This is a genomic window from Paenibacillus sp. ALE2 (assembly GCF_054113385.1).
The window spans coordinates 4,114,412-4,138,651 of the sequence record NZ_CM134213.1 but is presented as its reverse complement, the minus strand read 5'-3'; the positions used below and the strand labels follow the sequence as shown (position 1 = coordinate 4,138,651).

At 46.1% G+C, this 24,240-nt stretch carries 21 protein-coding genes; 3 read left to right on the top strand and 18 right to left on the bottom strand.

What is annotated here, in order from left to right; translation table 11 throughout:
• Window positions 1-2: 2 nt before the first annotated feature.
• Window positions 3-281 carry a YxcD family protein gene (locus ACXHJ1_RS18095; RefSeq protein ID WP_017427605.1) on the top strand — a complete coding sequence of 93 codons (279 nt, stop codon included), beginning with the start codon at window positions 3-5 and terminating at the stop codon, window positions 279-281.
• Between the two features lie 95 nt (window positions 282-376).
• On the opposite strand, the gene ACXHJ1_RS18090 is transcribed toward ACXHJ1_RS18095, so the two are convergent.
• The 10 genes from ACXHJ1_RS18090 to ACXHJ1_RS18045 all read right to left on the bottom strand — a co-directional run bounded on the left by ACXHJ1_RS18090 (window position 377) and on the right by ACXHJ1_RS18045 (window position 11,364).
• A complete protein-coding gene (locus tag ACXHJ1_RS18090; RefSeq protein WP_457905001.1) occupies window positions 377-1,246 on the bottom strand; it encodes an STM4011 family radical SAM protein in 870 nt (289 codons plus the stop codon).
• Complete coding sequence (locus ACXHJ1_RS18085) at window positions 1,243-2,670, bottom strand: STM4012 family radical SAM protein (RefSeq protein ID WP_025365078.1); 1,428 nt, start codon at window positions 2,668-2,670, stop codon at window positions 1,243-1,245. Before ACXHJ1_RS18085 ends, ACXHJ1_RS18090 begins: the two co-directional genes overlap by 4 nt.
• A 68-nt stretch (window positions 2,671-2,738) precedes the next feature.
• On the bottom strand, window positions 2,739-3,521 hold the full coding sequence (locus tag ACXHJ1_RS18080) for an STM4013/SEN3800 family hydrolase (protein WP_016822113.1): 783 nt from the start codon (window positions 3,519-3,521) through the stop codon (window positions 2,739-2,741).
• Window positions 3,521-4,855, bottom strand: a complete 1,335-nt coding sequence (locus tag ACXHJ1_RS18075) for an STM4014 family protein (RefSeq protein WP_457905000.1) — start codon at window positions 4,853-4,855, stop codon at window positions 3,521-3,523. The genes ACXHJ1_RS18080 and ACXHJ1_RS18075 overlap by 1 nt, the downstream gene beginning before the upstream one ends.
• A 67-nt stretch (window positions 4,856-4,922) precedes the next feature.
• A complete protein-coding gene (locus ACXHJ1_RS18070) occupies window positions 4,923-5,765 on the bottom strand; it encodes an STM4015 family protein (protein WP_457904999.1) in 843 nt (280 codons plus the stop codon).
• A 223-nt stretch (window positions 5,766-5,988) separates the two neighbouring features.
• Window positions 5,989-7,455, bottom strand: coding sequence for an efflux RND transporter periplasmic adaptor subunit (locus tag ACXHJ1_RS18065; RefSeq protein WP_107733467.1), 1,467 nt, complete (start codon window positions 7,453-7,455; stop codon window positions 5,989-5,991).
• A 71-nt stretch (window positions 7,456-7,526) separates the two neighbouring features.
• Entirely contained in the window at window positions 7,527-9,044 is a 1,518-nt protein-coding gene (locus ACXHJ1_RS18060) for a DHA2 family efflux MFS transporter permease subunit (RefSeq protein ID WP_016822117.1), read from the bottom strand.
• Window positions 9,045-9,059: 15 nt separating this feature from the next.
• On the bottom strand, window positions 9,060-9,713 hold the full coding sequence (locus ACXHJ1_RS18055) for an HlyD family secretion protein (RefSeq protein ID WP_013371571.1): 654 nt from the start codon (window positions 9,711-9,713) through the stop codon (window positions 9,060-9,062).
• Window positions 9,714-10,072: 359 nt separating this feature from the next.
• A complete protein-coding gene (locus ACXHJ1_RS18050; protein WP_017427599.1) occupies window positions 10,073-10,885 on the bottom strand; it encodes a hypothetical protein in 813 nt (270 codons plus the stop codon).
• Between the two features lie 20 nt (window positions 10,886-10,905).
• Window positions 10,906-11,364, bottom strand: coding sequence for a flavodoxin (locus ACXHJ1_RS18045; protein WP_016822119.1), 459 nt, complete (start codon window positions 11,362-11,364; stop codon window positions 10,906-10,908).
• A gap of 449 nt (window positions 11,365-11,813) precedes the next feature.
• On the opposite strand from ACXHJ1_RS18045, the gene ACXHJ1_RS18040 reads away from it, so the two are divergent.
• Both ACXHJ1_RS18040 and ACXHJ1_RS18035 read left to right on the top strand, forming a co-directional pair.
• Window positions 11,814-12,677, top strand: a complete 864-nt coding sequence (locus ACXHJ1_RS18040; RefSeq protein WP_457904998.1) for a class I SAM-dependent methyltransferase — start codon at window positions 11,814-11,816, stop codon at window positions 12,675-12,677.
• An 8-nt stretch (window positions 12,678-12,685) separates the two neighbouring features.
• Window positions 12,686-13,432 (top strand): RluA family pseudouridine synthase, encoded by a 747-nt coding sequence (locus tag ACXHJ1_RS18035; protein ID WP_430100683.1) that lies wholly within the window; start codon window positions 12,686-12,688, stop codon window positions 13,430-13,432.
• Between the two features lie 94 nt (window positions 13,433-13,526).
• Here the strand turns inward: ACXHJ1_RS18035 and ACXHJ1_RS18030 are convergent, their stop codons facing one another.
• From ACXHJ1_RS18030 to ACXHJ1_RS17995, 8 genes are all read right to left on the bottom strand, one after another.
• Window positions 13,527-15,029 (bottom strand): DHA2 family efflux MFS transporter permease subunit, encoded by a 1,503-nt coding sequence (locus tag ACXHJ1_RS18030; RefSeq protein ID WP_107733463.1) that lies wholly within the window; start codon window positions 15,027-15,029, stop codon window positions 13,527-13,529.
• Entirely contained in the window at window positions 15,013-15,498 is a 486-nt protein-coding gene (locus tag ACXHJ1_RS18025; RefSeq protein WP_016822122.1) for a MarR family winged helix-turn-helix transcriptional regulator, read from the bottom strand. Before ACXHJ1_RS18025 ends, ACXHJ1_RS18030 begins: the two co-directional genes overlap by 17 nt.
• A 260-nt stretch (window positions 15,499-15,758) precedes the next feature.
• Window positions 15,759-16,229 (bottom strand): MarR family winged helix-turn-helix transcriptional regulator, encoded by a 471-nt coding sequence (locus tag ACXHJ1_RS18020; protein ID WP_457904997.1) that lies wholly within the window; start codon window positions 16,227-16,229, stop codon window positions 15,759-15,761.
• 275 nt (window positions 16,230-16,504) lie between these two features.
• On the bottom strand, window positions 16,505-18,967 hold the full coding sequence (gyrA, locus tag ACXHJ1_RS18015) for a DNA gyrase subunit A (RefSeq protein WP_017427593.1): 2,463 nt from the start codon (window positions 18,965-18,967) through the stop codon (window positions 16,505-16,507).
• Window positions 18,968-18,989: 22 nt separating this feature from the next.
• Window positions 18,990-20,969, bottom strand: coding sequence for a DNA topoisomerase IV subunit B (gene parE / locus ACXHJ1_RS18010; RefSeq protein WP_013371580.1), 1,980 nt, complete (start codon window positions 20,967-20,969; stop codon window positions 18,990-18,992).
• 98 nt (window positions 20,970-21,067) lie between these two features.
• Window positions 21,068-22,057: an ABC transporter permease gene (locus ACXHJ1_RS18005; RefSeq protein ID WP_107733462.1), complete on the bottom strand. Its 990-nt coding sequence runs from the start codon at window positions 22,055-22,057 to the stop codon at window positions 21,068-21,070.
• The gene (locus ACXHJ1_RS18000; protein WP_107733461.1) at window positions 22,050-23,126 is read right to left on the bottom strand and encodes an ABC transporter ATP-binding protein; all 1,077 of its coding nucleotides are present in this window, start codon (window positions 23,124-23,126) and stop codon (window positions 22,050-22,052) included. Before ACXHJ1_RS18000 ends, ACXHJ1_RS18005 begins: the two co-directional genes overlap by 8 nt.
• On the bottom strand, window positions 23,126-24,073 hold the full coding sequence (locus tag ACXHJ1_RS17995) for a GDSL-type esterase/lipase family protein (RefSeq protein WP_016822127.1): 948 nt from the start codon (window positions 24,071-24,073) through the stop codon (window positions 23,126-23,128). Before ACXHJ1_RS17995 ends, ACXHJ1_RS18000 begins: the two co-directional genes overlap by 1 nt.
• Window positions 24,074-24,240: the final 167 nt, after the last annotated feature.

Sequence of the window (24,240 nt, the reverse complement as noted above, 5' to 3'; positions counted from 1 at the left end):
TTATGATTTTAAGCATGGATGAGATTGTCAATGCCATTTGCCTGCATATGGCTGAACGCAAGGGCGTACAACCAACCGATGTGGTTGTGGAGCTAAGCTGGGATGAAGATACAGGCTATACAGCCGAAGTTCATGTCCAGGGACGCAGTCAATATCTGGTGGAAGCTAATATGATAGAAGCTATTCTGAGATATCTTCATTCCGAATACAATATTCGTGCCTATCGCGAGCAGGTCAGATTGGATCTGGATGAAGAAATTACTGCTATTGTCCAAACTTAATTAAATTGCATAGGACAATCGTACAAACTTATTTCCAAACAGAAGAACCGCTCTTTGCCTGATGGCAAGGGCGGCTCTTTTTTTCTCTTTTTTGTCTAATGGATCATCATGGTTGTACGCGGCACCCTTTCAAGCAAACCACTACCATACATTTCTCGAAATGGATGCTCTTCCATATGGATATAACCGATATAACAGCCACATTCTTTCATCCGGCACGGACGCTGGGCGCTCAGCCCCTCCAGATCGTCTCTGTACAGGTGCCCAATCACACGTCGATCCTGATAGCAGTGTTTTACTCGCCCGTCACCTTGGACGTAGAATACATCTGCTCCCGCGCGACATGCTCGCCCCTGGCTACTATAATCCTTTAAATTCCATTGGAAATAGGGATCTATCGCAGTTAATTCGGCAACCTCGGCATCCGTATAATAATGGGGTCGGTCCTTGTAGGCGTTGACCCACATATACACTTCTTTTGGAAGTTGCGCCCGCAAAGAACGAATAGCCGGGAACGCCTGTCTCAATCCAACTGTACCGATACTATAGGAAATGCCAAGTTCATATAGCTTCATAGCCTGCGATATAAAAGCTTGCTCTTTGGTTTCTCCAGGATGATATGTAGCCCACAGCGCAGCCGTCTCTGGATTTAGTTCTTTTGTCCAATCCAGCTTAGCCGAAAGGTTCGTCTGTACGGCCACTTTTTCCACATGCGCCATGTGAGAAAACTCAATCATAGCCTTACGATACCAGGAATGAATCAAGGCTTCTCCGTACGGATTAAAAAAAATGGAGAGCTGGTGCCCTAAAGCCCCCTGCTCCCGTACCCAATCAGCAAAACGCTCCAACTGCGCCCGATCCTTGTTCAACGTTTCCCGACTATCGACGTTTTTACTGAATGGGCAGTAAGGGCAAGCATAGTTGCACGAGGTCAAAGAACCACGATAATATAAGGTCGCTCTCATGCGCCTACATATCCTTCCATACGCTCGCGTACTGATGTGGAGATCATCCAGTCTCCAATCGCATCGGAATAGGCCATTCCTTCCTCCGTAAGTCGAAGCGTGCCCTCCTCGACCACAGCCATACCCGATTCCAGCAGCAGCGACATTCCTGTAAAATCGTCTTCCAGGGATACACCAAAGCGCTCTGCATAGGCACATAGCTCCAAACCTTCCCGATGAAGAAGTGCCTTCAGGATAAAGCGCCGCTTACGCTCATCCGCATTTAAAATAAAGCCGTAGTCAGCCAGATCATGACGCTCCGCCGCCACATAATCCGCGATAATACTACGTGTGGCTGCTGTACTGACACCATACCGGCTGGCATAGTGTACATCGCGTGTATAAGAGCGTGCTCCGCACCCCAATCCAGCCATGCCCTCCTCCTGGCAACTGTAGGGCAAAAGCTCTTTGCTGGATGTACCCTCATTTTTAGCAAAACGGCGCATGGAATATTGTACATATCCTGCCTGTTTGAGCCGTTCACGCGCTACTTCATACAAGCTAAGGCGAATATCATGATCCAGCCCGGTATAGCCAGGCTTTAAAATCGTATTTTCACGAATGTATAACGGGTAAAGAAAAATCTCTCCTGGCGAATAAGACAGAGCTTCCTCGAGAGAATACAGCCAGGTTTCCACCGTTTGACCAGGCAGGCCATAGATCAGATCCACGTTGAGCAAAGGAAAATTGTATTCTACCAGCCGTTCAAGCGCCTCTCTAACAAGCTTGGGCTTCTGAGGTCGGTATATGGCGGCACTTTCTGATTCCACAAAGCTCTGGATTCCCATGCTGACACGATCTGTACCGCGGCGCTTGAGCACTTCCAGCCTATCCTCAGTTACAGTGTCTGGAGAGGTTTCAACTGAAATAGAAGCTCGCTTGGGGTCCAATCCCATAATATTTTCCGCAATGTCAAATAAACGCTCCACCAAAGGAGCCTCCAATAAGGTCGGTGTACCACCGCCAATCGCAAAACGCGAAAAAGGCCGACCCCCCATAATTGGAGCCCATTGCCGAGCTTGTCTTTCTAGCGCATCCACATACTCCTTATGCACATCCTGACGCTTGTCCGGCAAAGTGAACAGGTTACAAAATCCACAGCGAGCTGCGCAAAACGGTATATGCATATACAAAAAATAGCTTTCCAACTCTTCTTTCTCCCACAATTCCTGCAATGGGAGCGGTGTATCGAACGAACGATAGGCCGTTTTATGCGGGTAAGAATACAGATAGGAGCGATAGGGAGCTTCTCGGATCGTACGTGCCCATTCTACAGGAGTATCCGGCCACTGAAATCTAGACGTTACTAAATTAGTGTCCATTCCCGGAGAAGTCTGGGTTGCTGGGCCCATTGGATGCAGGTGATTCAGATTCATGGCTTTCATTTCTGCTCCTTCCTCGCGCTGGATTGGATTGTTGATCATTTACCAGTGCAACTACGTTTCTTTTTGTCCTACAGTATAAATTCGCGGTAAGGCACATTCCACACTACCTCATGCGCCAGGCGATGCCCTTCGTAGCCGTCTTCCCCATAAGCTGTACCATGATCGGAAAAAGCCATGCAAAACGTCTTGCCACGCTTCCGCAAAGCATCAAACAAGCGTCCAAGTTCACCATCCACATACCGCAAAGCTGCTCGTTGAGACTCTACTGAATCTTTTGAAGAGCCCTTTACAAAATAATGATTAGGCCCATGGATGGCTGATACATTCATAAACAAAAACAAACGCTGTGCAGGGTCTGCCTTTTCCAACAGCTTCAAGGCATGATTCACCTGATGCTCTGTTGAACGAGGGTTGGTAACGCCAAAGTTCATGCGCCAGTAGCTCTCTTGAAAATATCCGGGCAGCACCTTGGCCAGCTTGTTCTTCTTCGTAAAAAATATAACGCCGCCGATACAGATGGTCCGATAGCCCTCGTTCTCCAGTCCGGACACAATGTCCGAAGCATCGAACAGCCAGGTATGTGGATGCGTACGCAGTCCCGTATCTTTTGTGTGAAACAGCCTGACATGTGAAGCCTTATCCGTATTGGCCGGAGTCGGTAAAAATCCGCCAAAAAAAGCATGGTGTGCAGCATATGTAAAGCTCCCTGGTGTATGGCGCTTTTCCCATGACCCGGAGCCGCATAAATTCGGACAGTTTTCTTCCTCCAGCTTGGCTACATCATAACGCAGGGTATCCAGCGTAATCATGACAATATCATGAGAGCCAACAATTTGATTCATATCAGTCATTATCTGTCTTTCCTTTCCAAAACTACGCTCCTATTAGCAAGGTGCAACATTTCCCATTCATATGGATTCCAACCCTGATGTTCAACCCGGTACAGTAAATCACCGAACGGATTAACATCCAATACGTAGGGACGACCACCGTGAGCCGGAACAAGCACATCCAGTCCAGCAACCATCGACGCCGGAAAGACCCTCATGGCGGCTTTTGCAGTATGCTGAACCGATTCCACCGTACTTTGTGGTAGTCCGGCTTCCTCCAGCAAGAGTCGCTCATTACGCAAATGTAGATTTGTAATAGGGCTGTAGCTCAAACGTAAAACCGCATGACAAGCCTCTGATTCACACACGAGTTGACGCACATCATAGACACGTCCGTTCAAGGTCGCTTTGGGAATCCAGCGTTCCACATGTACCCCTTCCGAACATAGCCAGTTAAGGATGGCATGAATATCCTGCTTGTCTGTATAACGACGCAATCGTCCGGCATTATAGTACACTCGCTGTCCGTGTATGATCTCTGTTCCAATCGTAGTTACCGCCAGCTCTGCATGCGTTTTGGGATGTACCTGATAAGCCATGACACCAGAAGCGCCTGACCCGCAAAATATTTTCACAAATACGCGGTGAAACCCACTCTCTTTCATAGCTGCATGCAGATCAACAGCATCACGAAAAGCACCGCCTGAAGCTGTAAGCACAGGCGGGACCCTGATGTCTGCCTGGTCTAATACGGCGCTACAACGCCGTTTGTCAAACATCACGGCTACTTCCGCAGGATCGTTCATCCAGCGCGACGAAGGCCAGAGCCGATCTACTTCATGCCGCAGCCAAGCCAGCAGTCGGCAATAGCCCCGGAACCATTGTGCCGGGTGCCAAATGCGACCACGCTGTTCCTGCAAACGGCGCGCTTCTGCCGCTAGTATACCTGTGCCATGTGCCCATTCCGGCCATGGCAACAGAGAATCATCTCCCTCGGCATCCGGGGCGCCCAGAGCAATCAACTCCCGCTCTACCTCAAAGTTTTCGCCCGGTGCATCCAGACGTAGCAGCGGGCCTCTGTCCACCCGACCTTTCAATAATTGATCAATGCTCTCTTGCAATTGGACACTGCCATTCACGCTATCTTGCGCAGCTTGTGCAGCTATCCTGACCATCAGTTCGCTCAGACTTTGCTTCTCTCGAATGGCCCCCAACACATCTGTATAGGAGACCTCCAGAGCTGACGGAAGCATTAATCTGCTTCGTGCTTCCTGCAGCCCCGTAGTTCGACGATTCCCCGAATTACCGAACAAGATAAACGGCTCGTTGACATTAATATCCCACATCTTCATCATAGAGCCGCCTCACTTTTATTCTTTTTAATTTTAAAGTCAATCCGTTTTAGAAATCCATTGGAGCAAATTACTCTGTCAGTGATGGATAGCGCCAATCATCTTCTTCATCTGCTTCTTGTTGATCTTCTACGTTCACAGATAAACCTGAGTTTTTCCAGCGCCCCATCATTTCACTAGACATATAATGATAGCTCAAATCCAGATGTTTCAGTCCTTTTATACTTTCACTAGCCAGCAACGCTTCTGCACCTTGATCAGACAAAGTACCTTGTGAGAGATCCAGCACTTCCAGTTGTCCAATCACAGGGGCATTAGCAGCAGCAATGGCAATTTCATCCTGTATTTCACTGTCTTTGAGTCCCAAGTATGTAAGTTTTGGAAAAGGATTGCTGTCCAAAAACGGTAAAATATCTTCCAGTTTACCGTCAAAACCATAATCCTCGACACCCAAATACAGCTCCAGCTTGCGCAGTTCAGGCAGTTCGGCATTACGGATTTGCTGAAGGACGCTCACAGGTAGACCGCCACAAATAATAACCAATTCTTGAAGATGATTATGGCGAAGGGGTTCCAAGCTCAGATCCTGGCTTCCTTTAATATGTAAGGATTCAAGCTTTGGAAACGCTTCTAACAGCGGGGACAAATTCGTTTGGTTAATCCATGATACCTCACACTCATCATATTCCATATCACCAATAAACAGCTTGCGCACCTTAGGAAATTGATCTTTTAGCCTCACTAACACGGGTATAAAATCATCTGGTGAGTTTTCATAGGCGCCGCCCCAATCTCCAATGATCAGATCCGTAACTTGGGCACTCTCCGGCTTGGCTGCCAGTTCCTCAATAGATTTAGCCATCGTTTGGCCATTCTCATAAGCTTCATAATCTACAACCAATTTCACTTCCATCTCACAATTCCTCCGATCGCTTGTCTGAGATCTCGTAAACTATCTATTTCCAATTTAGTCTATCCTATTCTACCAATGTTCGTCAAAAAAAGTCCCAGATCGACATTAACCCTATGTAAAATGTGCAAATGAAATAAAAACAAGACAGCCCAATTGCGGGCTGCCTTGGAATGTATCCATAATAAATTTCTACTATTATAAAGAACGCAAGTTTAGAACCAGGTTATTGGGTAATTGTAATCGGTGAGTTATCGGACAGTAATGCCAGATTATTCACGATCACATTCTCTTCCTTGCTCAAGCCACTGGTAATGAGTGTTTGTGAGCCTGTCGTTTGAACAGTTTTCACTTCCTTGCGTTTCGCATGGTCGCCGCTTACTACATATACATATTCTTTACCTTGATCCTTTTGAACTGCCGCAGTAGGAACAACAATGCCTTCTTGCGCATTGGCAGCGACAAAGCTGATATCAGCCAACATGCCGGATTTCAGTTTCATGTCTGGATTGGCTACTGAGATTTTTACAGGATAACCTTTTCCGCTTGCATCCAACGGGCTTACATTTTTTACTGTACCTGTTGTTACAATGTTGGAAGCTGCAACACGAACCTGTACCTTGTCACCTGCTTTTACATTGTTGATCTGTTCCGCAGGGACATAAATCAATGTATTGACCGTACTCAGGTTAGCAATGACTAGCGCAGGAGACTGAGCGGATACCATTTCACCCACTTCTGCATTTTTCGTACCCACAATACCGTTGATCGGTGATGTAACAACGGTGTCATCCAATGCATCCTGAGCAATGTTTACATTCAGTTGTGCCTGCTTAAGAGATTGTTGGCTAGACTGGATGCCAGCCGTATTTTGAGATACTTTAAGCTGATTCTGCGCATTGCTGTAGCCGCTGTTAGCATTACTGTAGCTATTTTTTGCTGTATCATAGCTGTTACGGGCTGTAGTTAGAGCCTTTTGAGCAGCTATCAATTGGTCTTTTGCATTAGCCTGCGCATTTTGTGCATTATTATAAGCCGCTTCCGCATTCACAACTGCGGTTTTTGCTTGTTCTAATTGTGCTTGGGTGCTCGCACCAGCATCAAACAGACTTTGTGTACGCGTTACATTCTTTTGTGCATCTGCCAAAGCTTGCTGTGTTTGTTTCACCGTATTGGCTGCCGAGGAAACACCATGTGTCGCTTGTTCTACGGCTGTAGTTGCTTGATTAATAGCCCCCTGAGCCTGATTGATTGCGCTTTGGGATTGGATCACACCGCTCTTGGACTGCACTAAGCCCGAAGTTGCTTGAACCATCGTTGATTCATGGGATGCTTGAGCGGTACTTACGCCAGCTGCTGCGGCTGCTGCTGCGGCGCGAGCTTTTGCAACATTGTTACGCATATCCTTATCGTCAAGCTTGAAGAGGACTTGGCCCTTTTTAACCTCAGAACCAATATCCACAGGCAGCTCAACCACTTTACCACCTACTTTAGGCACAATATTGACGGTTTCCGAAGGTGTTACCGTACCTGTATAAATATTTCCCTGTCCGATAATCCCCTGCTGTGCTTGACTAATTTTAACTGGAACGACCATATCCTGAGCCGCTCCGCTATTACTGGAGCAGCCTGCCAGCACTGCGCCGCCGAGGACTAAAGCCGCTAATGTACTTTCTACTCTCAATATTTTCATGATAATTCCCTTTCTTTCTGTCCGTGGAAATAATGTAAGCCATCCAGTCGATATTTTTGTGTTTCTCTTTATTAAGCTTCCGGCTGTGTCTTTGCTTTCTTCCTCTGAATAAACAAAAAGATGAGTGGAATCGTGCAAAACAGCGGTATAGATGAAATGAGGAACGTATCCCCAATTCCTCTCGATGTAGCATCCAGTGTGATTAAACTACTTATGGATGACATCCATGAGCTACCCAATGTTGCTTGTAGCGTATGAGCCGAGTCCTGCGTAATGGACTCCGAAATTTGCTGGGCATGAGCAGCTGAACGGCTTTGCATAATGGCGGTCAGTACCGCAATCGCCATAGATGCAGCCACAGTACGTACAAGATTGGACGCTGTAGACGCATTGGCTACCTTGCTCGGATGAACAGCATTCATGCCGACCGTGGACAATGGCATCATGCAAATACCAATTCCCAGACCTCGTAATGCCATTACGGTTTCCAACCAGGCATGCGAAGTATCTGGCGTAAGCTGATGAAGATGATAGGTCATAAAGCTGGTTAGTGTAAGGCCTACAAGTCCCAAAGGCACAATGCCGAACTTATCAAACAGCTTCCCGGCGATAGGCATCATGGCCGCCATGGCAATGGCCTGTGGAATGAGGATAATACCAGTATCAATCGGTGACACGCGCTGAATATTTTGCAAAAACAACGGTGTAAGGAACGTTCCTCCGTACATCCCCATCATGACCAGACTGGAGGCGATAACACTAATCGTATATTTTGAATTTTTGAATAATGAAATTTCAATTACAGCATTATCCTTGCCGCTTTCTACATAGATGAGAAAGACAAGTGCCCAGAAAGAAATAAACAGCAGAGATACAATCCCAAAAGAAGTCCAGCCATCACGCTGGCCGTTTGTCAGTGCGTACAAGAGTGTTCCTGCACAGGTTGCCGCTAGTAAAAATCCTGGCAGATCAAACGGTTTCGGCGTTACCTTAGGCGGCTCCTTGATGAGAAGGATGACCATTAAAATGGCAAATAAAGCAACCGGCAGACTGACAATAAACAAGAAGCGCCAGTTAAACCATTCAATTAAGTAGCCACTCAGCGTAGGCCCTACAGCTGGTGCGGCCATTGCGGCGATCCCCCATATACCAAGGGACATCCCGATTTGTTCACGCGGCATGATTTTGTAAATAATCGTCATACTCAGCGGCATAATGACACCGCCGCCCAGACCAGCCAGTACACGCGCTGCAATCAGGGAAGAATCACTCCATGCAAAAATACATATTCCTGTTCCCAGCGAGAACACGCTGAGCGCAAGAATCAAAAACTTTTTGTACCCGATACGCTGCTCCATATATCCGGTAATCGGGACGATTACGCCGGATGCAAGCGTGTAACCTGTAATAACCCACTGAATACGTGTCGTCGTTGACCCTAAATCCGTCGTCAATCGTGGAATGGCGACGTTGATCAGACTGTTGTTCAGAATGGCGACAAAGGCGCCTAAAACGATAGCAAAAAAGGCAAGCCAGCGTTCTTTGGAAGAATCTGTCGAAGGAGCAGCAGCAGTTTCATTGGCAGCCACATGGACCCCTCCTTTTTAAGATGTATGAATTTTCACTTCCACGTTCGTCCCAGGGATAAGCTTCATGTCCTTCGGCTTGTTCACAGCAATTTCTACAGGTACACGTTGAGTCACCTTATTAAAGTTACCACTTGTGTTCACAGCAGGAACGAGCGAAAACACTGCATTGGAAGCTTCGCCCACTTTACGAACCTTACCCTGAATGACCTGATCGCCTGCTGCATCAAGCGTAATGTCAACAAGCTGTCCTGGTTTAATACGGTTAATATCGGTTTCTTCAATATTCGTGGATACATACAGGTTGTTCATATCAACCATAGTCGCTACAGCACTACCCGGTGTTCCAATTTCATGCTCTTTCGAATAAATCTTAATAACAGTTCCGTTAATCGGCGCACGCAGTACAGACTTGCTGATCATGCTTGCATCCAGTCCTGATACATCTTGCTCGGCAATCGGTTCATTGCGTTGCAGCACATCGCCTTCTTCAACATCAATGTGGCTAATCTCACCGGAGATTTGCGGCATTACCTTATACTGATCGGCTTGAATGCGCGCATCGTCACTTTTAACAAAGTGTGTTGCCTGATACCAATAATAGTAGCCAATAGCTCCACCACTCAGAATGAGCAGCACGATGAGAATCGGCAATACAGTTTTCTTACTCACTTGTTCCACCCCTGTTGTCCAAAAAATTTTTATTATTCAACGCTAATATTTTAAAATTGAAATATTAGGCCATTAAACCAAATGTAGAGCATAAATAAACACATGGCAGCGAGCCATGCACAAGACAGGACTTGTTTATGTACGTAAGACAAAGCTGATCCATAGTCCACAAACCGTCTTCATTATATTTAAATATTTTCATATAACTATTGTACATTGAAATATTATAGATATATTTATCTATTCAGGCAATATAAATTTTCAGTTTTTTCAGAATTTTTTTTCACAAAAAAGAACCTTGTTTCCAAGGCTCTTTCATGAAAAGGGATAGTTTACATTTAAAGGTTCACACAATAATCCTAAGAGAAAAGCGTAGATCCAACTGACCGATCCCTACAGTTTTTCGCCTCCCGCTCTTCCTTTTTATCCTTATTCGCTCTGTTCTGCTGAGAAGCTTGCTGCCCCATACATCCCCTGCAACGACAGCGTTCTGCCATACCATGCATATCCTCTCTGGAGTCTTTTAGTAGTCGTACGTAATCCAAAGATTGCTGTAAAGAAGCCGAACCAGGAAGAAAACGAACCTTCTTCCCTTCTAGCAGACAGTATACTTCGATAAGCTGAGGAAGAGCTCCAAATGCATAATAACAAAATACATTTGTTAAATGATGAAATGTACTAATAACGTTAGGGTTGTAGTCCACCATATACTTTTGAATCAGCAATGAATCCGCTTGTTCTGATTGTTGCCAGGCTGCCTGAATAATCAGCGAAATATCGACCTCCAACTCAGGTACCGCTGTACAAAATTGTTCATACAACATCACAGGCACCAATAAGTCATTATTTAAGGCACATATTTTTGACAACTCGCCTGACACTTTATTTTTGACATCCCAGTAATGGAACAAAGATTCAAAACTGTTCGACTGCTTAGGCCACCACTTCTCCAGCACATACTGAACAGGGACTTCTCGCCGTACCTCTACTTCCATTCCAAAGTATTCGTTCAGCGCATGCCCTATCGCATATTGAACCCTTTGCCGCCAATTCCAACCCTCACGCCCTCGTTTTCTCTGTGATTGATGGATTGACTGCGGAGTTCTCCACATCTCTTCAAGCTGATAGTCGTGCAGAAGAGGAAAGCCGCTTAAGCTATCGCTATTGCGCATACCTATCCCTCACTCTCTTCTCAGGACACTCCAATGCCAGCCTGCGCAAATTGTCTTCCGTAAGCTCGGCAATTCTCTTTCTCATCATCGAGTGGATTGAATTCAATCTTCAAACTCTCCTGAATGACTGATGCGCCGCGTTCTTTGACTTTTTCCTCTACCAAGTCCACTGCGCCACAGAATTGTGTATAAGATGTATCTCCACTGCCAAATACAGCAGTCTTTTTACCAGACAGATCAAGCTCGTCTAGTTCCTCGTAAAAATCTAAAAATTCATCAGGAAGCTCACCATCTCCCCATGTATATACACCCAACAGGAATCCGTCATATGCGAGCAATTCTTGCGCGCTGCAATCATACGAAGCCTTCAACTCTGCCTCATGCCCTGCCTGACGAACACCCTCGGCGATCAATTCCGCGATTTCCTCTGTATTACCGGTCATGCTAGCATAAGCAATCATGATTTTACCCAAGTTCATCCCTCACCTTTATTTGAAATATGGGATGCTTTCACTCCCTATTAATCAAATAATATTTGATAATGATTCTCATTGTCAAATAAAAATTTTAAGCATGAAGTGTATTTTGGTAAACATATACGTAAAAAAGTCGCATTATATGCGACTGTTCACTATTAAAAAACTATGGATTGTTGTAAAATATTATGTACGTACAACCAATTCTTCTTTTCATAAATAGAATGAAAATCGGGATAGTTGTACGTACAAGTGGGATTGATTTCATTTTAATATGGAAGCGCTCTAATTACAAGTGTATTCGAAAAAATATTTTTGCTCCTTCTAACTACTTACTTATTCATGGAATCATTCGATTGTTGCTAAGGTTTGTTGTACAATAGACTCCATGTGGGGATTTTGCGCAGCTTGCTGCCTAAATCCCGAATTGACTGCTGAAGGATGGATTGTACATGTATGTAGCACAAGAGTGGAAAGACTATGAAGTAATGGATACAGGCGGTGGTGAAAAGCTGGAACGTTGGGGTAATATTGTCCTGCGTCGTCCCGATCCGCAAATCATATGGCCTTTGCCCCAGGAAACAGCCGAATGGCGTAATGTTCATGGGCATTATCACCGCAGCTCTTCCGGGGGGGGCCAATGGGATATGAAAAAGCCTATCCCCGAGCGTTGGACGATTAGCTATGGACCGCTTAAATTCCACATTAAACCGACCAGCTTTAAGCATACTGGTCTTTTCCCAGAGCAAGCCGCCAACTGGAGCTGGATGATGGATAAAATTAAAGGCGCAGGTAGACCTATTTCCGTATTGAACCTGTTTGCATACACGGGAGGAGCCACTACTGCCGCAGCGTATGCCGGAGCCAGTGTAGTTCACGTGGATGCAGCCAAAGGTATGGTGCAGTGGGCAAAGGAAAACGTTCAATTGTCCGGTCTGGCTGACCGACCGGTACGCTTCATTACAGACGACGTGTTCAAGTTCGTGCAACGGGAACAACGTCGGGGCAACCGTTATGATGCCATTATTATGGACCCTCCTTCTTATGGACGTGGACCTAACGGAGAAACCTGGAAGCTGGAAGAAAGCTTGTATCCGTTTCTCGAATCCTGCATGAGCATCATTTCGGACCAACCCTTGTTTATGCTGATCAACTCCTACACGACAGGTATTTCACCTACTGTATTGCGTAACATGCTGAGCATGACGATGCAACAAAAGTATGGCGGACAAATTAGCGCCGGTGAAATCGGATTGCCGATCACACGCTCTGGATTGAATTTGCCTTGTGGTATTCTCGGACGCTGGGAGGCTTAATTCCTCTTATGAATCAAGATGAACTTACTCGGCAAGAGCATGCACAGCCGAATATTCCCGTCCTATATGAGGACAATCATGTCCTGGCAGTTGTAAAGCCTGTCAATGTTCCGACACAGGAGGATGCCAGCGGCGATCCTGATCTGCTGTCTTTACTCAAGGAAGATCTGAAAATCAGACACAATAAGCCTGGTAACGTCTTTTTGGGTTTAGTGCACAGGCTGGATCGACCTGTAGGTGGAGCCATGATTTTTGCTAAAACGTCCAAAGCAGCTTCTCGTTTGTCAGAATCGGTTCGAAGCCGTCATTTTCACAAGCTGTATACAGCCGTTCTGAATGGCGTTCCTGAGGCCCTCCAAGGCCGTCTAACCCATTACCTGCTTAAGGACAGCCGTACCAACACGGTCAAAACGGTTCGACCCGGCACGGCTGGTGCCAAGGAAGCCATTTTGGAATACCAGGTTGTCGGACAAGCTGCTGGACTCAGTCTTGTGAAAATTAAGCTGCACACCGGACGCTCGCATCAAATTCGTGTACAGATGCAGGCAATCGGCTGTCCCCTCTATGGGGACCAAAAATATGGCGGTAATCTGAGCCGCCCCGGTCAACAACTGGCCCTCTGGTCCTTGCTCGCTGGAGCACCGCATCCGGTCAGCAAGGAAGCAATGAGCTTCCATTCACTGCCTCCTGTCCAATTTCCTTGGAGTGAGTGGCCCTTGTCGCTTTATGATAAAATGATTACTTCGGATAATTGAGTAGACTTACCACAAAGAACCCGCACTGCATGTAAACAAACATGCAATGCGGGTTCTCTTTTTGCACAGAAATCAAATGAAAATGTATCCATGCTTATGATGAGGAAGCCATGGTCTTCCCCTTCTCGCTGTTCACCAGCTGTTGACGGGCACGAGCGTTTTGTGCATTCGTATTTTTGATAAAAAACGCCAATACCAAAGCTGTCACGCTCAATAGTGTTGCAATGATAAATGCCGAGTTAATACCGTAGATCGTAGCTTGATTGCTAGCAGCCAGCATTCCCGCTTTGTCCGTAACGCTTAGTCCTTCGGATGCAACCATCGTGGTCAAACGATTGCTGGTTTGAGTAGACATCACCGTCACTAGAATTGCTGTCCCAATCGAGCCCGAAATCATACGCAGCGTATTGCCCATCGCCGTACCATGAGCATTTAATCGTTGCGGAAGCTGATTCAGTCCGGCCGTTTGGATCGGCATCATCAGCAATGACATCCCAAACATTCGTGCCGTATAATTGATTAACAGTGTCATATAGGTGGTTGATTCGGTTAAACGTGTAAATTCCCAAGTCGTTACAGTCATGATCAACAACCCAATTACAGACAGCCAGCGCGCTCCAATTCGGTCAAAAATAGCCCCCGTCACAGGAGACATGACCCCCATCAGAATCGCTCCTGGTAACATTAGCATACCAGACTGGAGCGGTGTAAATCCGCGAATATTTTGCAAATAAATTGGAAGCAATATCATACCGGCGTACAGAGCCATCGTCACAATAACATTAATGATTGTCGTCAAGCTGTACACATCGTATTTAAAGATACGAAACTCCAGCATAGGCTCATCTACCTTCAGTTGTCGGACAATAAATAAAATAAGCGCAATCGTCCCGACGATGAGTGTAGACAGGACTGGAATACTCCCCCAACCCGATGTTCCAGCATCACTAAAGCCGTATAACAGCCCGCCGAAACCGAGTGTAGACAAAATAACACTGAGAATGTCCAGCTTAGGCTTGGACTGCTCGGTTACATTTTTCAGAAAAATAAATCCGATCACAATCGAAATCACGGAAATCGGCAGGATGATCCAGAACAATACTCGCCAGTCATAATGCTGGACTATATAACCAGATAAGGTTGGTCCAATGGCTGGAGCAAACCCCATCGCAAGCCCCAGTGTTCCCATTGCACGGCCACGACGCTCTATTGGGTAGATGTTCAAGATAACGACCATCATTAATGGCATCATAATCCCTGCACCCGCAGCCTGAATAAGCCGACCGATCAGCAATATACTAAAACTCGGCGCTATTGCACATAACAGCGTGCCGATTGAAAAAATAGTCATTGCACTAATAAACAATTTACGAGTAGAGAAACGGGCAATCAGGAATGCTGTCACCGGGATCAATACCCCGTTCACGAGCATAAAGCCTGTGCTAAGCCACTGAGCTATATTGGCATCTACATTCAGATCACTCATCATTTTCGGTAAAGCCACACTTATCAATGTCTGGTTTAAAATTGCAACAATTGCGCCAATCAACAGAGCGGCCACAATGGGTGCTCTGCGGACATTACCTGGTGGTGTCATTTGAGGACTGCTCAAGTTGATTCATTCCCTTCGGTGTTAATTTCATGATCATTTGTTTATGAACATCCAAGAGCAACTCTAGCTGCTCCTTCGGGATATCCAGAATTGGCAAGACGCGCTCCATCCACATGGAGTCTACCTTTTGCATTATATCTTTTCCTTCTGGCGTAAGCGTCAGTACTAAAGATCTGCGATCATGCTCATGCCGTCCGCGAGCGATATATCCCGCCTTGGTCAAGCGGTCAACCACCCCGCTCATAGAGCTGCTTCCCACATGAGCTATCTCTGCCAGCTCGGATAACCCAATATTGGGGCGTTTATTCAGAATGGCCAAAGCCATGTGCTGAATGGCCGTTAGATCCAAATGCTGCTCCTCGTTCCAGAAAGCATAAAATATCGTCTTGTTAACCTCCCTTACCGATTGAATAATCCGATACACCTCTAGTCTGTCTTCCTCTCTGTCGCTCACTAGAACCATCCTTCTTCCCCATACATATTCATTACCCATATACATAAACTAGTAACTATTTGTATACGAATTGTTATTTATTTATAACTATTATTTTATCATCTCTTATGTAAATGTCAACATTCCCCCAAACACTACCTATACTTGGGACACAAAAAAGCGCGGAAATGATACCAGGATCGGCATCTATCCGCGCATTTCTATTCCCTTAGAAAGCTAATCTGCTGTGTACAGCTACATTCCATGTATCCACTAATTAGCTATTCTGCTCGCTCTATTTGTTCCTTTATTCCCTCATCTTCACTGGCTGATACAGCCGCTTTCGTCTTCGTTGTAATTTTACCCAACAAATAAACCAGCAAATTCTGATTGTGCTGAGATATTCGGTTAAGCGCAGAACCCAGAAAATCGTCGCGAATTTGCAAACCGCGCTCCACTTCTTCTCTGCCTTGATCTGAAATAACAATCCATACAATTCTACGGTCCTTTACGTCTCTGAACCGGGTGACCAGTCGATTCCGCTCCATCCGGTCCAATAGCATCGTAACTGCCGCAGGTGTGGTGGAGAGATATGGGATTAGTTGAGACGGCTTCATACGTCCGTATTCGTTCAGAACCTCCAGCACCGTGAGTTGAGCCTCCGTTAGTGATGGAGCTAGTTGCTGCTCCATATGAACCTTGTAATCCTTAGCCATTCTGGACCAGATTTTTGCAAATTCGGTCGTTTGCATTTTGCCTCACTCCTTTGAATAACAGGGTCAGTAAAAGCATCAAAGTTACCATATGGGCCACCGTCCGGATTGTATTTCATCACATTAAATTTTCGCCATTTCCCCTCAGTTTCCTGCCGTTTTTGGAGCATCAAATGAAAAGGGGAAGGAAGTCTCACTTCGGATTTGGAGACAGGTCAAGGTTCGACAGCATGACGGCAAAAAGGTCCTCATTCGTGCTGGAATGGCACGTGAGGACCCCTCTTTTTCGAGCTAAAAAACGCTTGACTTTACAATTATTCTACTGTCTGCGAACTCTGAGGCTCACTACGCGGCAGCACATTTACAATTTCGTCCTTCTTCTCCACCGGAGCCAGCAGTTTGCCTGTATCCTTGCGATCGGTTAAAGGAGCTTTTTCCGAAAGGAAGGACATCGTCTGTCCCTCTGATGTGATGACAAATAATTGAACAGCTTCACGACAGTAGAAGGCAGCCACAATTCGAGTTCCGTTCGAACGCACCCGCTTGCCTTCCTTGAATTCGAAGGTGCTGATTCCTTTACCGCCTCTTCCCTGAGAAGGATAATCCAGCAGAAGCGTACGCTTACCATAACCGGATTCGGTTAGTACCAGCACCTCTCCTTCGTCTTCTTCTACCCATAGTGCTGCGACAATTTCATCGCCTTCCGCCAGTTGTATACCTTTGACCCCCGCTGAAACGCGGCCCATGGCATTAACCTCTTGCTCCTTGAAGCGTATGCTCATCCCCGCACGGGTAATCAACATAATATCTTTGCTATTGTCGCTTAATGTTACTGATAATATCTCATCGTCGCCAGCCACCTTGCAGGCTGCTACAGCACTGGAACGCTTTGTGGCATATTCTGTAAGTTCCGTTCGTTTGACTTGCCCTTTCTTTGTTACAAACACCAGGCTTTTGCCGATTTCCTCTATATTTTTGATCGGAATAACACTTACGATTCGATCTTCCTTCGATAGCGAAATGACATTGACGATTGGAGTGCCCGGCTCTTTCCACTTATACTCCGGTATCTGATGCACAGGCAGCAAAAAGTATTGTCCACGCTGGGTGAAGACGAGCAGCACATCGAGTGTATTCACGTCAAGGAACTGAGTAATGTAGTCCCCTTCTTTAACTCCGGAATTTGAACGATCCCCGCCAGAACGAGTGAACGACAGCATACTCGTACGTTTCACATAGCCATCTTTCGAGAGAGTTAGCAATACATCCTCTGCCGCAACCATGACCTCCAGATTTACCTTAATCTCTTCTACTTCACCCTGTATTTCCGAACGACGGTCAATGCCGTACTTTTCACGAATTTCCAGCAACTCTTTGCGGATCAGACTGATCAGCTTGCGGTCACTTTCCAGAATAGAACGGTATTGAGTAATTTTCTTCTGAATGTCAGCAAGTTCTTTTTCGAGGGTGGTAATTTCAAGATTCGTAAGACGGTACAATTGCAGAGTCAAAATGGAATCCGCCTGCCGTTCACTAAAGCCAAACATCCATTGCAAATTATTTTGTGCATCCTGACGATTTTTGGAAGCTTTAATAGCCGCAATGACTTCATCCAGAATGTTCAGCGCCTTGACCAAACCTTCCAGTACATGTGCTCGGTCCTCCGCCTTTTCCAGCTCAAACTTAATGCGATTTGTGACAACTTCACGCTGGTGAGCAATATACGCTTCTAAAATGGATTTTAGTCCAAGCTGATGAGGCGCTTTGTTTACGATGGCTACCATATTGAAGTTATAAGCCACCTGGAGATCGGTTTTTTTCAGCAGATATGCCAAAATACCTTCCGCATCTGCTTCCTTCTTCAGCTCGACAACAATACGCAGGCCATTTCGTCCACTCTCGTCACGAACTTCGGCAATCCCTTCTACCTTTTTCTCCAGACGGATGTTCTCCATAGCGGTTACGAGCCTGGATTTAACAACCTGGTATGGAATCTCTGTAATAACCAGTTGCTGCTTGCCTCCACGCAAAGACTGAATTTCCGTTTTGGAACGGATATAAATGCGTCCTTTGCCTGTTCTGTATGCATCCTTGATGCCTTCGCCACCCATAATGAGTCCGCCAGTCGGAAAATCTGGGCCTTTTATAAAGGTCATAATCTCTTCCAGTTCGATCTGCGGCTTTTCCATCACTGCGATGGTGGCGTCAATCACCTCACGCAAGCTATGAGTTGGAATTTCCGTTGCAAACCCCGCTGAAATCCCGCTAGATCCGTTTACCAACAGATTAGGATAACGGGAGGGCAGCACGACGGGTTCCTTTGCCGAGTTATCAAAGTTATCCTTGAACAAAACCGTACGTTTTTCGATATCACGTAGCATTTCCATTGCAATCGGAGACAAACGTGCCTCCGTGTAACGCATAGCTGCCGCAGGATCGTCGTCCTGAGAACCCCAGTTGCCGTGGCCATCCACCAGTACGTGGCTCATTTTCCAAGGCTGCGCCATCCGTACCATCCCATCGTAAATAGATGAATCACCGTGAGGATGGTAATTACCCATAACGTCCCCAACGGTTTTGGCGGATTTGCGATACGCTTTTTCCGGGGTATTACCCGAATCGTACATCGCGTACAGAATCCGGCGTTGTACGGGCTTTAATCCATCCCGTACATCAGGTATCGCCCGATCCTGAATTATATATTTGGAATATCGGCCAAAGCGGTCACCGACCATTTCCTCCAGATAAGCTGGCAAAAATTGCTCCGATAAGCTCATGTCTACACCTCATTTAATAGCACTACTCTACGTATTCCGTGAAATCCACGTTTTCCACGATCCAGCGCTTACGCGGATCCACCTTATCACCCATCAATGTGGACACACGGCGTTCAGCTTTGGCAGCATCCTCAATCTGAACGCGCAACAGGGTGCGTGACTCGGGATTCATTGTCGTTTCCCATAACTGATCAGGGTTCATCTCCCCGAGTCCTTTATAACGTTGAAGCTCGAAATTCCGTCCAAACTCTTTTAAGTAATTATCAAGCTGCTCGTCAGTCCAGGCATAACGAACCGTTTCGAGCTTACCCGACTTGCGGGTTATTTTATACAATGGCGGCTGAGCAATAAATATGCGTCCTGCATCAATGAGTTCTTTCATATACCGATAAAAGAACGTCAACAACAGTACTTGAATGTGCGCGCCATCCGTATCTGCATCGGTCATAATGATGATTTTGGAATAATTGCTGTCTTCCAGCGTGAACTCTGTTCCTACCCCCGCGCCAATCGCTGCCGTAATAGCACGGTACTCATCATTTTTCATAATATCCGCCAACTTTGATTTTTCCGGATTCATCGGCTTGCCCTTTAGTGGCAAAATCGCCTGAATTTTGGAATCCCGTCCCTGTTTGGCCGATCCTCCAGCCGAATCGCCTTCCACGATAAATAACTCATTACGTGTAAAATCTTTAGACTGCGCAGGCGACAGTTTGCCATTCAAATTAGAACTTTCACTACGTTTCTTGCCAGAACGCATTTCGTCCCGAGCCTTACGTGCAGCTTCACGCGCTTTGGATGCTTGAACTGCCTTTCTGATCAAGGTTTGCGCTATCTGTGGATTTTCCTCCAAAAAGCGCTGCATTTGTTCAGACACGATGGCATCCACTGTACTCCGCGCCGAAGCACTACCCAGCTGATCTTTTGTCTGACCGACAAATTCAACCTCGGCCATCTTGACACTGATTACAGCCATCATACCTTCACGTAGATCGTTGCCCTCCAGGTTTTTATCCTTTTCCTTCAACATCGCTGTTTTGCGTGCATAGTCGTTCATGATACGAGTGTAAGCGGTTTTGAAGCCTGTTTCATGCGTACCCCCGCCACGTGTCGGAATGGAGTTAACGAACGAAGCAATCGTCTCTGTGTAGCCGGCATTGTATTGGATGGCAATCTCCACTTCAATGTCTTCTTTCTCGGCATTAAAATGAATGACATCATGCAGTACATCCTTGCCCTCATTCAAAAAAGAAACAAACTGACTTGCTCCACCCTCATAAAAATATTCATCTGACTTTCCGCTGCGTTCGTCTTTAAGCTGAATACGAAGGCCGGAATTCAGAAAAGCAATTTCCTGAAGACGCTCAGCCAGCGTATCATAGTTAAAATGAATTCCTGACTGAAAAACGCGAATATCCGGTTTAAATGTAATTTTCGAACCCGTCTTGTTAGTATTGCCCAGCACTTCAAGGCCTGTGGTCGGTTCACCGACATGCTCCACGCCCTTCTTGTCCTGCCAATATTCAAACCGCTGACGGTGAATCTTGCCGTCCCGGTAGATTTCCACTTCAAGCCATTCCGAAAGAGCGTTCGTTACAGACGCACCTACCCCATGCAGACCCCCGGACTTTTTATATCCCGAACCGCCAAACTTACCTCCGGCGTGCAAAATGGTGAATACAACTTGAGGCGTAGGGATTCCCATTTTGTGCATTCCCGTAGGAATACCGCGCCCGTTGTCTGATACTGTTACAGAACCGTCCTTATGCATTGTGATATCAATGCGAGAGCAAAACTTGGCAAGATGTTCATCCACCGCGTTGTCTACAATTTCCCATACCAAATGATGCAGTCCCGAAGAACTGGTGCTCCCGATGTACATGCCCGGCCGTTTGCGAACTGCCACAAGCCCTTCGAGCACTTGAATGTCGTCCGCGCCATATTCTGAAGCTCCGTTCTGTGTACCGGAAGCTCCCGCAGACAAGTCGATTTTGTCGACCATTCATGCTCCCCCTTTGTCTAATCATAACCGTGTTTTGCCTTATTCTTGATGGTTTTCACCAAAAATGCAAACAGATGTTTTCTTTTACCTTGTCCATTTTAATTCAATATATCCCGTTTCGTAAAGACGGCGAATGAAACAATCAACGCCACAGCCCCCCAAATGCCCAGTACAACTAAAGAAAATGGCAGGGTCATTCCCTCAATCGGGGCAGGGCTTCCAGATAAATAATCGGTTAATCCGAGGTTAACCATAAATAAATATTTGGCGCTTTGCCATGATGAAGCCATGTTGGTCAGTATAGTGCCCGAAATAAGCGCAGCCATCATGACCACAATACTTGCTGCTGTACTACGTACCAGAACAGATACCATAAAGGCTAATGAAGCAACCACAAGACTGACAAACCAAATCAATCCGGCTTGCAGCATCAGGTAATGCCATTGTGGAATGGCATGTACAGCAGACAAATCCACCGTCGATCCAACAATTTGAAAGCCGGTAAATACCGGGACATTAAAACCACGAAAACCAAAAAACAAGCCTGATATGAGATAACTTATGACAAATACGGCCAAAATGATGAGCGAAACGAACATATACAGTGTCAGCAGCTTGCTCAGCAGTATTTTCCACCGCCTGACCGGCCGAGTTAGCAACATTTTTATCGTGCCTGTTGTCCGTTCTCCTGAAACCAGGTCCGAAGCAATAGCCATGATCAACAACGGAACGAACAGATTTATGGAATTATCCATAAACTCTCTGGTAAAAGTGACGCCACTCGGCTCATTAGGATTCACGTCATTTTCCAGATAATATTGCATCTGTTGCACAAAGACGCGGCGGTAGGTCTTCCATTCCTCGGGAACCCTATCGCTGCCGAGCGAGTTTTGGTTATCAGTAATGGCCTGACGCAGTTCCAGACGCCAATCGTTACCGAATTTTTCGCGATTGTTTTCTGCCACTTTCATCTGAGCGTACGTAAAAATCGGCACAAGCACAAGCAAAACAAGTAAAATGACATAAAATCGTTTCTTCTTGATAATTTTCAGGGTTTCATTTTGTACGAGCGGTAAAATATTATTCAAGTATCTCACCTTCCGTCATTTTCAGGAATAGTTGCTCCAGTGTAGGATTGATTTTGGTTACACCTTTAACGGAAATACCGGAAGCTGTCATGTGTGCGACCAGCTCCGCAATATGCTCTTCGTCCATTTCTGTAAAAATAGCTTCGACTCCGCTACCTGCAACAATGCTGTCATCAATTAATTCATCGGCGTTCGTAATGATTTGCACATACGGAGAATTTTGCAATAGGGCAAGGCCCTGATCGCGGGGCTCCAGCTGCCAGACAGCCATGCGCGAGTGAGTCTCAACCAGTTCCCGTACCCCACCAACAGCTAGCACCTTGCCCCGACTTATAATTGCCACACGATCACATAGCAGCTGGATCTCGCTAAGCAAATGGCTGGAAACAAATACAGCCATGCCTTCGGCCGCTAACAAACGGATAAAAGCTCTCATCTCTTTGATTCCCTTGGGGTCTAGTCCGTTCGTCGGCTCATCCAAAATGAGTAGCTTCGGTCTGCCGAGCAAGGCTTGAGCTATACCAAGACGCTGACGCATCCCCAGTGAATATGTACTTACCTTATCATGGATGCGACGATCGAGCCGAACCAACTCAACCACCTCGCGAATGCGCTGTTCATCTACACCAGGCTGCATCCGGGCAAAATGCTCTAAATTTTCCCATCCTGTCAGGTAGCTGTACACCTCTGGATTTTCCACAATAGAACCAACATGCCGTAAAGCCTGCTCAGGGTCACGATTTACATTATGACCGCATACGGTTATTGTCCCTTCAGTAGGCTTAATTAAATCGACCAGCATACGAATAGTCGTCGTTTTTCCAGCTCCATTGGGGCCGAGAAATCCGAAAATTTCACCTGCGCGAACGTCGAATGTTACATCATGAATGATCATTTTGCGTTTAATACGTTTCTTAACATGCTGAACAGAGAGCACGATTTCATTATTGCTGCTGTCTCTGTCTGCGCTACCAACCTGATTGGAGGAGTGAAGACTGGACACTGCATCTGTGGATGTCGAATCTTGGGTCACGCCAGCCTCGGTCTTGTCAGCAGATTGGATGCTCATTACTTGTTCCCTCCCTTTTTCGCTTCTGCAGGTTGGCTATTTGTAGACTGTTGTTTAGGATTTACATGATCGGTATCCTTCGTCGCGGTAACAGCAAACCCTTGTGCGATACGTTCAGCGATGGCCTGATAGCCCTGTCCGTTGGGATGAAAATGATCGGATGATAAATAGACGGGCAAATTTTGCTCGAATAAATCGAAAGTTGGAACCAGCGTCATGTTACTGTTTTGGTTGGTAATTGCCATGGCCGCCATATTCCATTCGGTTACCACAAGATTACCGGGAATTTTCATTTCCTGCAGATCACTGAATGGATTATACAATCCAACATAGACAATTTTAGCATTCGGATTGATTTTTCCTACCTTTGTCAGCACCTTTTGCAAACGTTTGGCTGCATCAGGCAGAGCTTTGCGCAAACCACTGAGTGTAGGTGGCTCTTTGCCGGTTTGAGCCGCCTGCGCGCCCTGAAATAAATCATTACCGCCAATCGAAACTATAATCACATTAGCCTTCTTCAGTACATAAGACACACCAGGCTCATCCAGCTTGGTTAATAGTCCTTGAGTCGTCAGTCCATTAATCCCCAGATTATTTATGAGCTGAGCTTTATGTCCTTCCTGATTATTTAACAAAGTCACCGACCGGCGCACAAAACCACTTCCGGAGTCATCCCCCGTTCCTTTGGCTAGCGAATCGCCAATGGCAGCTACGCGCAACTCTCCCGTCTGAGCAGTAGCCGATGGTGCAGTTTGTGTCTGCGATGAACCGGATTGTACAGGTTGAGTACTTACCAATGGCTCTGGAGCCGTGATACTTCGTACTGCTGCAATAAATCCGTACAATAATAGCAGTGTGGCGGCAATGGAAACGGAACCGACAGACCGCCAAATCCATTTTGATGAATTCACTCGTGTTCCCTCCTGATAGCTTAGTGAAATAAACATAAAGCTTCTCCTGTCATTTTGCAAATAAACCGTTCTGGTTCAGGTGAAAATCGAGGTTTAGTATCCCTTATAAATTTCCATAAACATACTAAAAAAGGATGGAAAACTCCCATCCTTTTATCATACTTTTTGTGCGAATATCCCTTCTTATCATCAGCAGTCAGACG

Excerpts from the sequence above, each read along its gene's own strand:
- ACXHJ1_RS18095 (WP_017427605.1), top strand. The coding sequence starts at position 3 with ATGATTTTAAGCATGGATGAGATTGTCAATGCCATTTGCCTGCATATG.
- ACXHJ1_RS18090 (WP_457905001.1), bottom strand. The coding sequence starts at position 1,246 with ATGAGAGCGACCTTATATTATCGTGGTTCTTTGACCTCGTGCAACTAT.
- ACXHJ1_RS18085 (WP_025365078.1), bottom strand. The coding sequence starts at position 2,670 with ATGAAAGCCATGAATCTGAATCACCTGCATCCAATGGGCCCAGCAACC.
- ACXHJ1_RS18080 (WP_016822113.1), bottom strand. The coding sequence starts at position 3,521 with ATGACTGATATGAATCAAATTGTTGGCTCTCATGATATTGTCATGATT.
- ACXHJ1_RS18075 (WP_457905000.1), bottom strand. The coding sequence starts at position 4,855 with ATGATGAAGATGTGGGATATTAATGTCAACGAGCCGTTTATCTTGTTC.
- ACXHJ1_RS18070 (WP_457904999.1), bottom strand. The coding sequence starts at position 5,765 with ATGGAAGTGAAATTGGTTGTAGATTATGAAGCTTATGAGAATGGCCAA.
- ACXHJ1_RS18065 (WP_107733467.1), bottom strand. The coding sequence starts at position 7,455 with ATGAAAATATTGAGAGTAGAAAGTACATTAGCGGCTTTAGTCCTCGGC.
- ACXHJ1_RS18050 (WP_017427599.1), bottom strand. The coding sequence starts at position 10,885 with ATGCGCAATAGCGATAGCTTAAGCGGCTTTCCTCTTCTGCACGACTAT.
- ACXHJ1_RS18045 (WP_016822119.1), bottom strand. The coding sequence starts at position 11,364 with ATGAACTTGGGTAAAATCATGATTGCTTATGCTAGCATGACCGGTAAT.
- ACXHJ1_RS18040 (WP_457904998.1), top strand. The coding sequence starts at position 11,814 with ATGTATGTAGCACAAGAGTGGAAAGACTATGAAGTAATGGATACAGGC.
- ACXHJ1_RS18035 (WP_430100683.1), top strand. The coding sequence starts at position 12,686 with ATGAATCAAGATGAACTTACTCGGCAAGAGCATGCACAGCCGAATATT.
- ACXHJ1_RS18030 (WP_107733463.1), bottom strand. The coding sequence starts at position 15,029 with ATGACACCACCAGGTAATGTCCGCAGAGCACCCATTGTGGCCGCTCTG.
- ACXHJ1_RS18020 (WP_457904997.1), bottom strand. The coding sequence starts at position 16,229 with ATGCAAACGACCGAATTTGCAAAAATCTGGTCCAGAATGGCTAAGGAT.
- gyrA (WP_017427593.1), bottom strand. The coding sequence starts at position 18,967 with ATGAGCTTATCGGAGCAATTTTTGCCAGCTTATCTGGAGGAAATGGTC.
- parE (WP_013371580.1), bottom strand. The coding sequence starts at position 20,969 with ATGGTCGACAAAATCGACTTGTCTGCGGGAGCTTCCGGTACACAGAAC.
- ACXHJ1_RS18000 (WP_107733461.1), bottom strand. The coding sequence starts at position 23,126 with ATGAGCATCCAATCTGCTGACAAGACCGAGGCTGGCGTGACCCAAGAT.
- ACXHJ1_RS17995 (WP_016822127.1), bottom strand. The coding sequence starts at position 24,073 with ATGTTTATTTCACTAAGCTATCAGGAGGGAACACGAGTGAATTCATCA.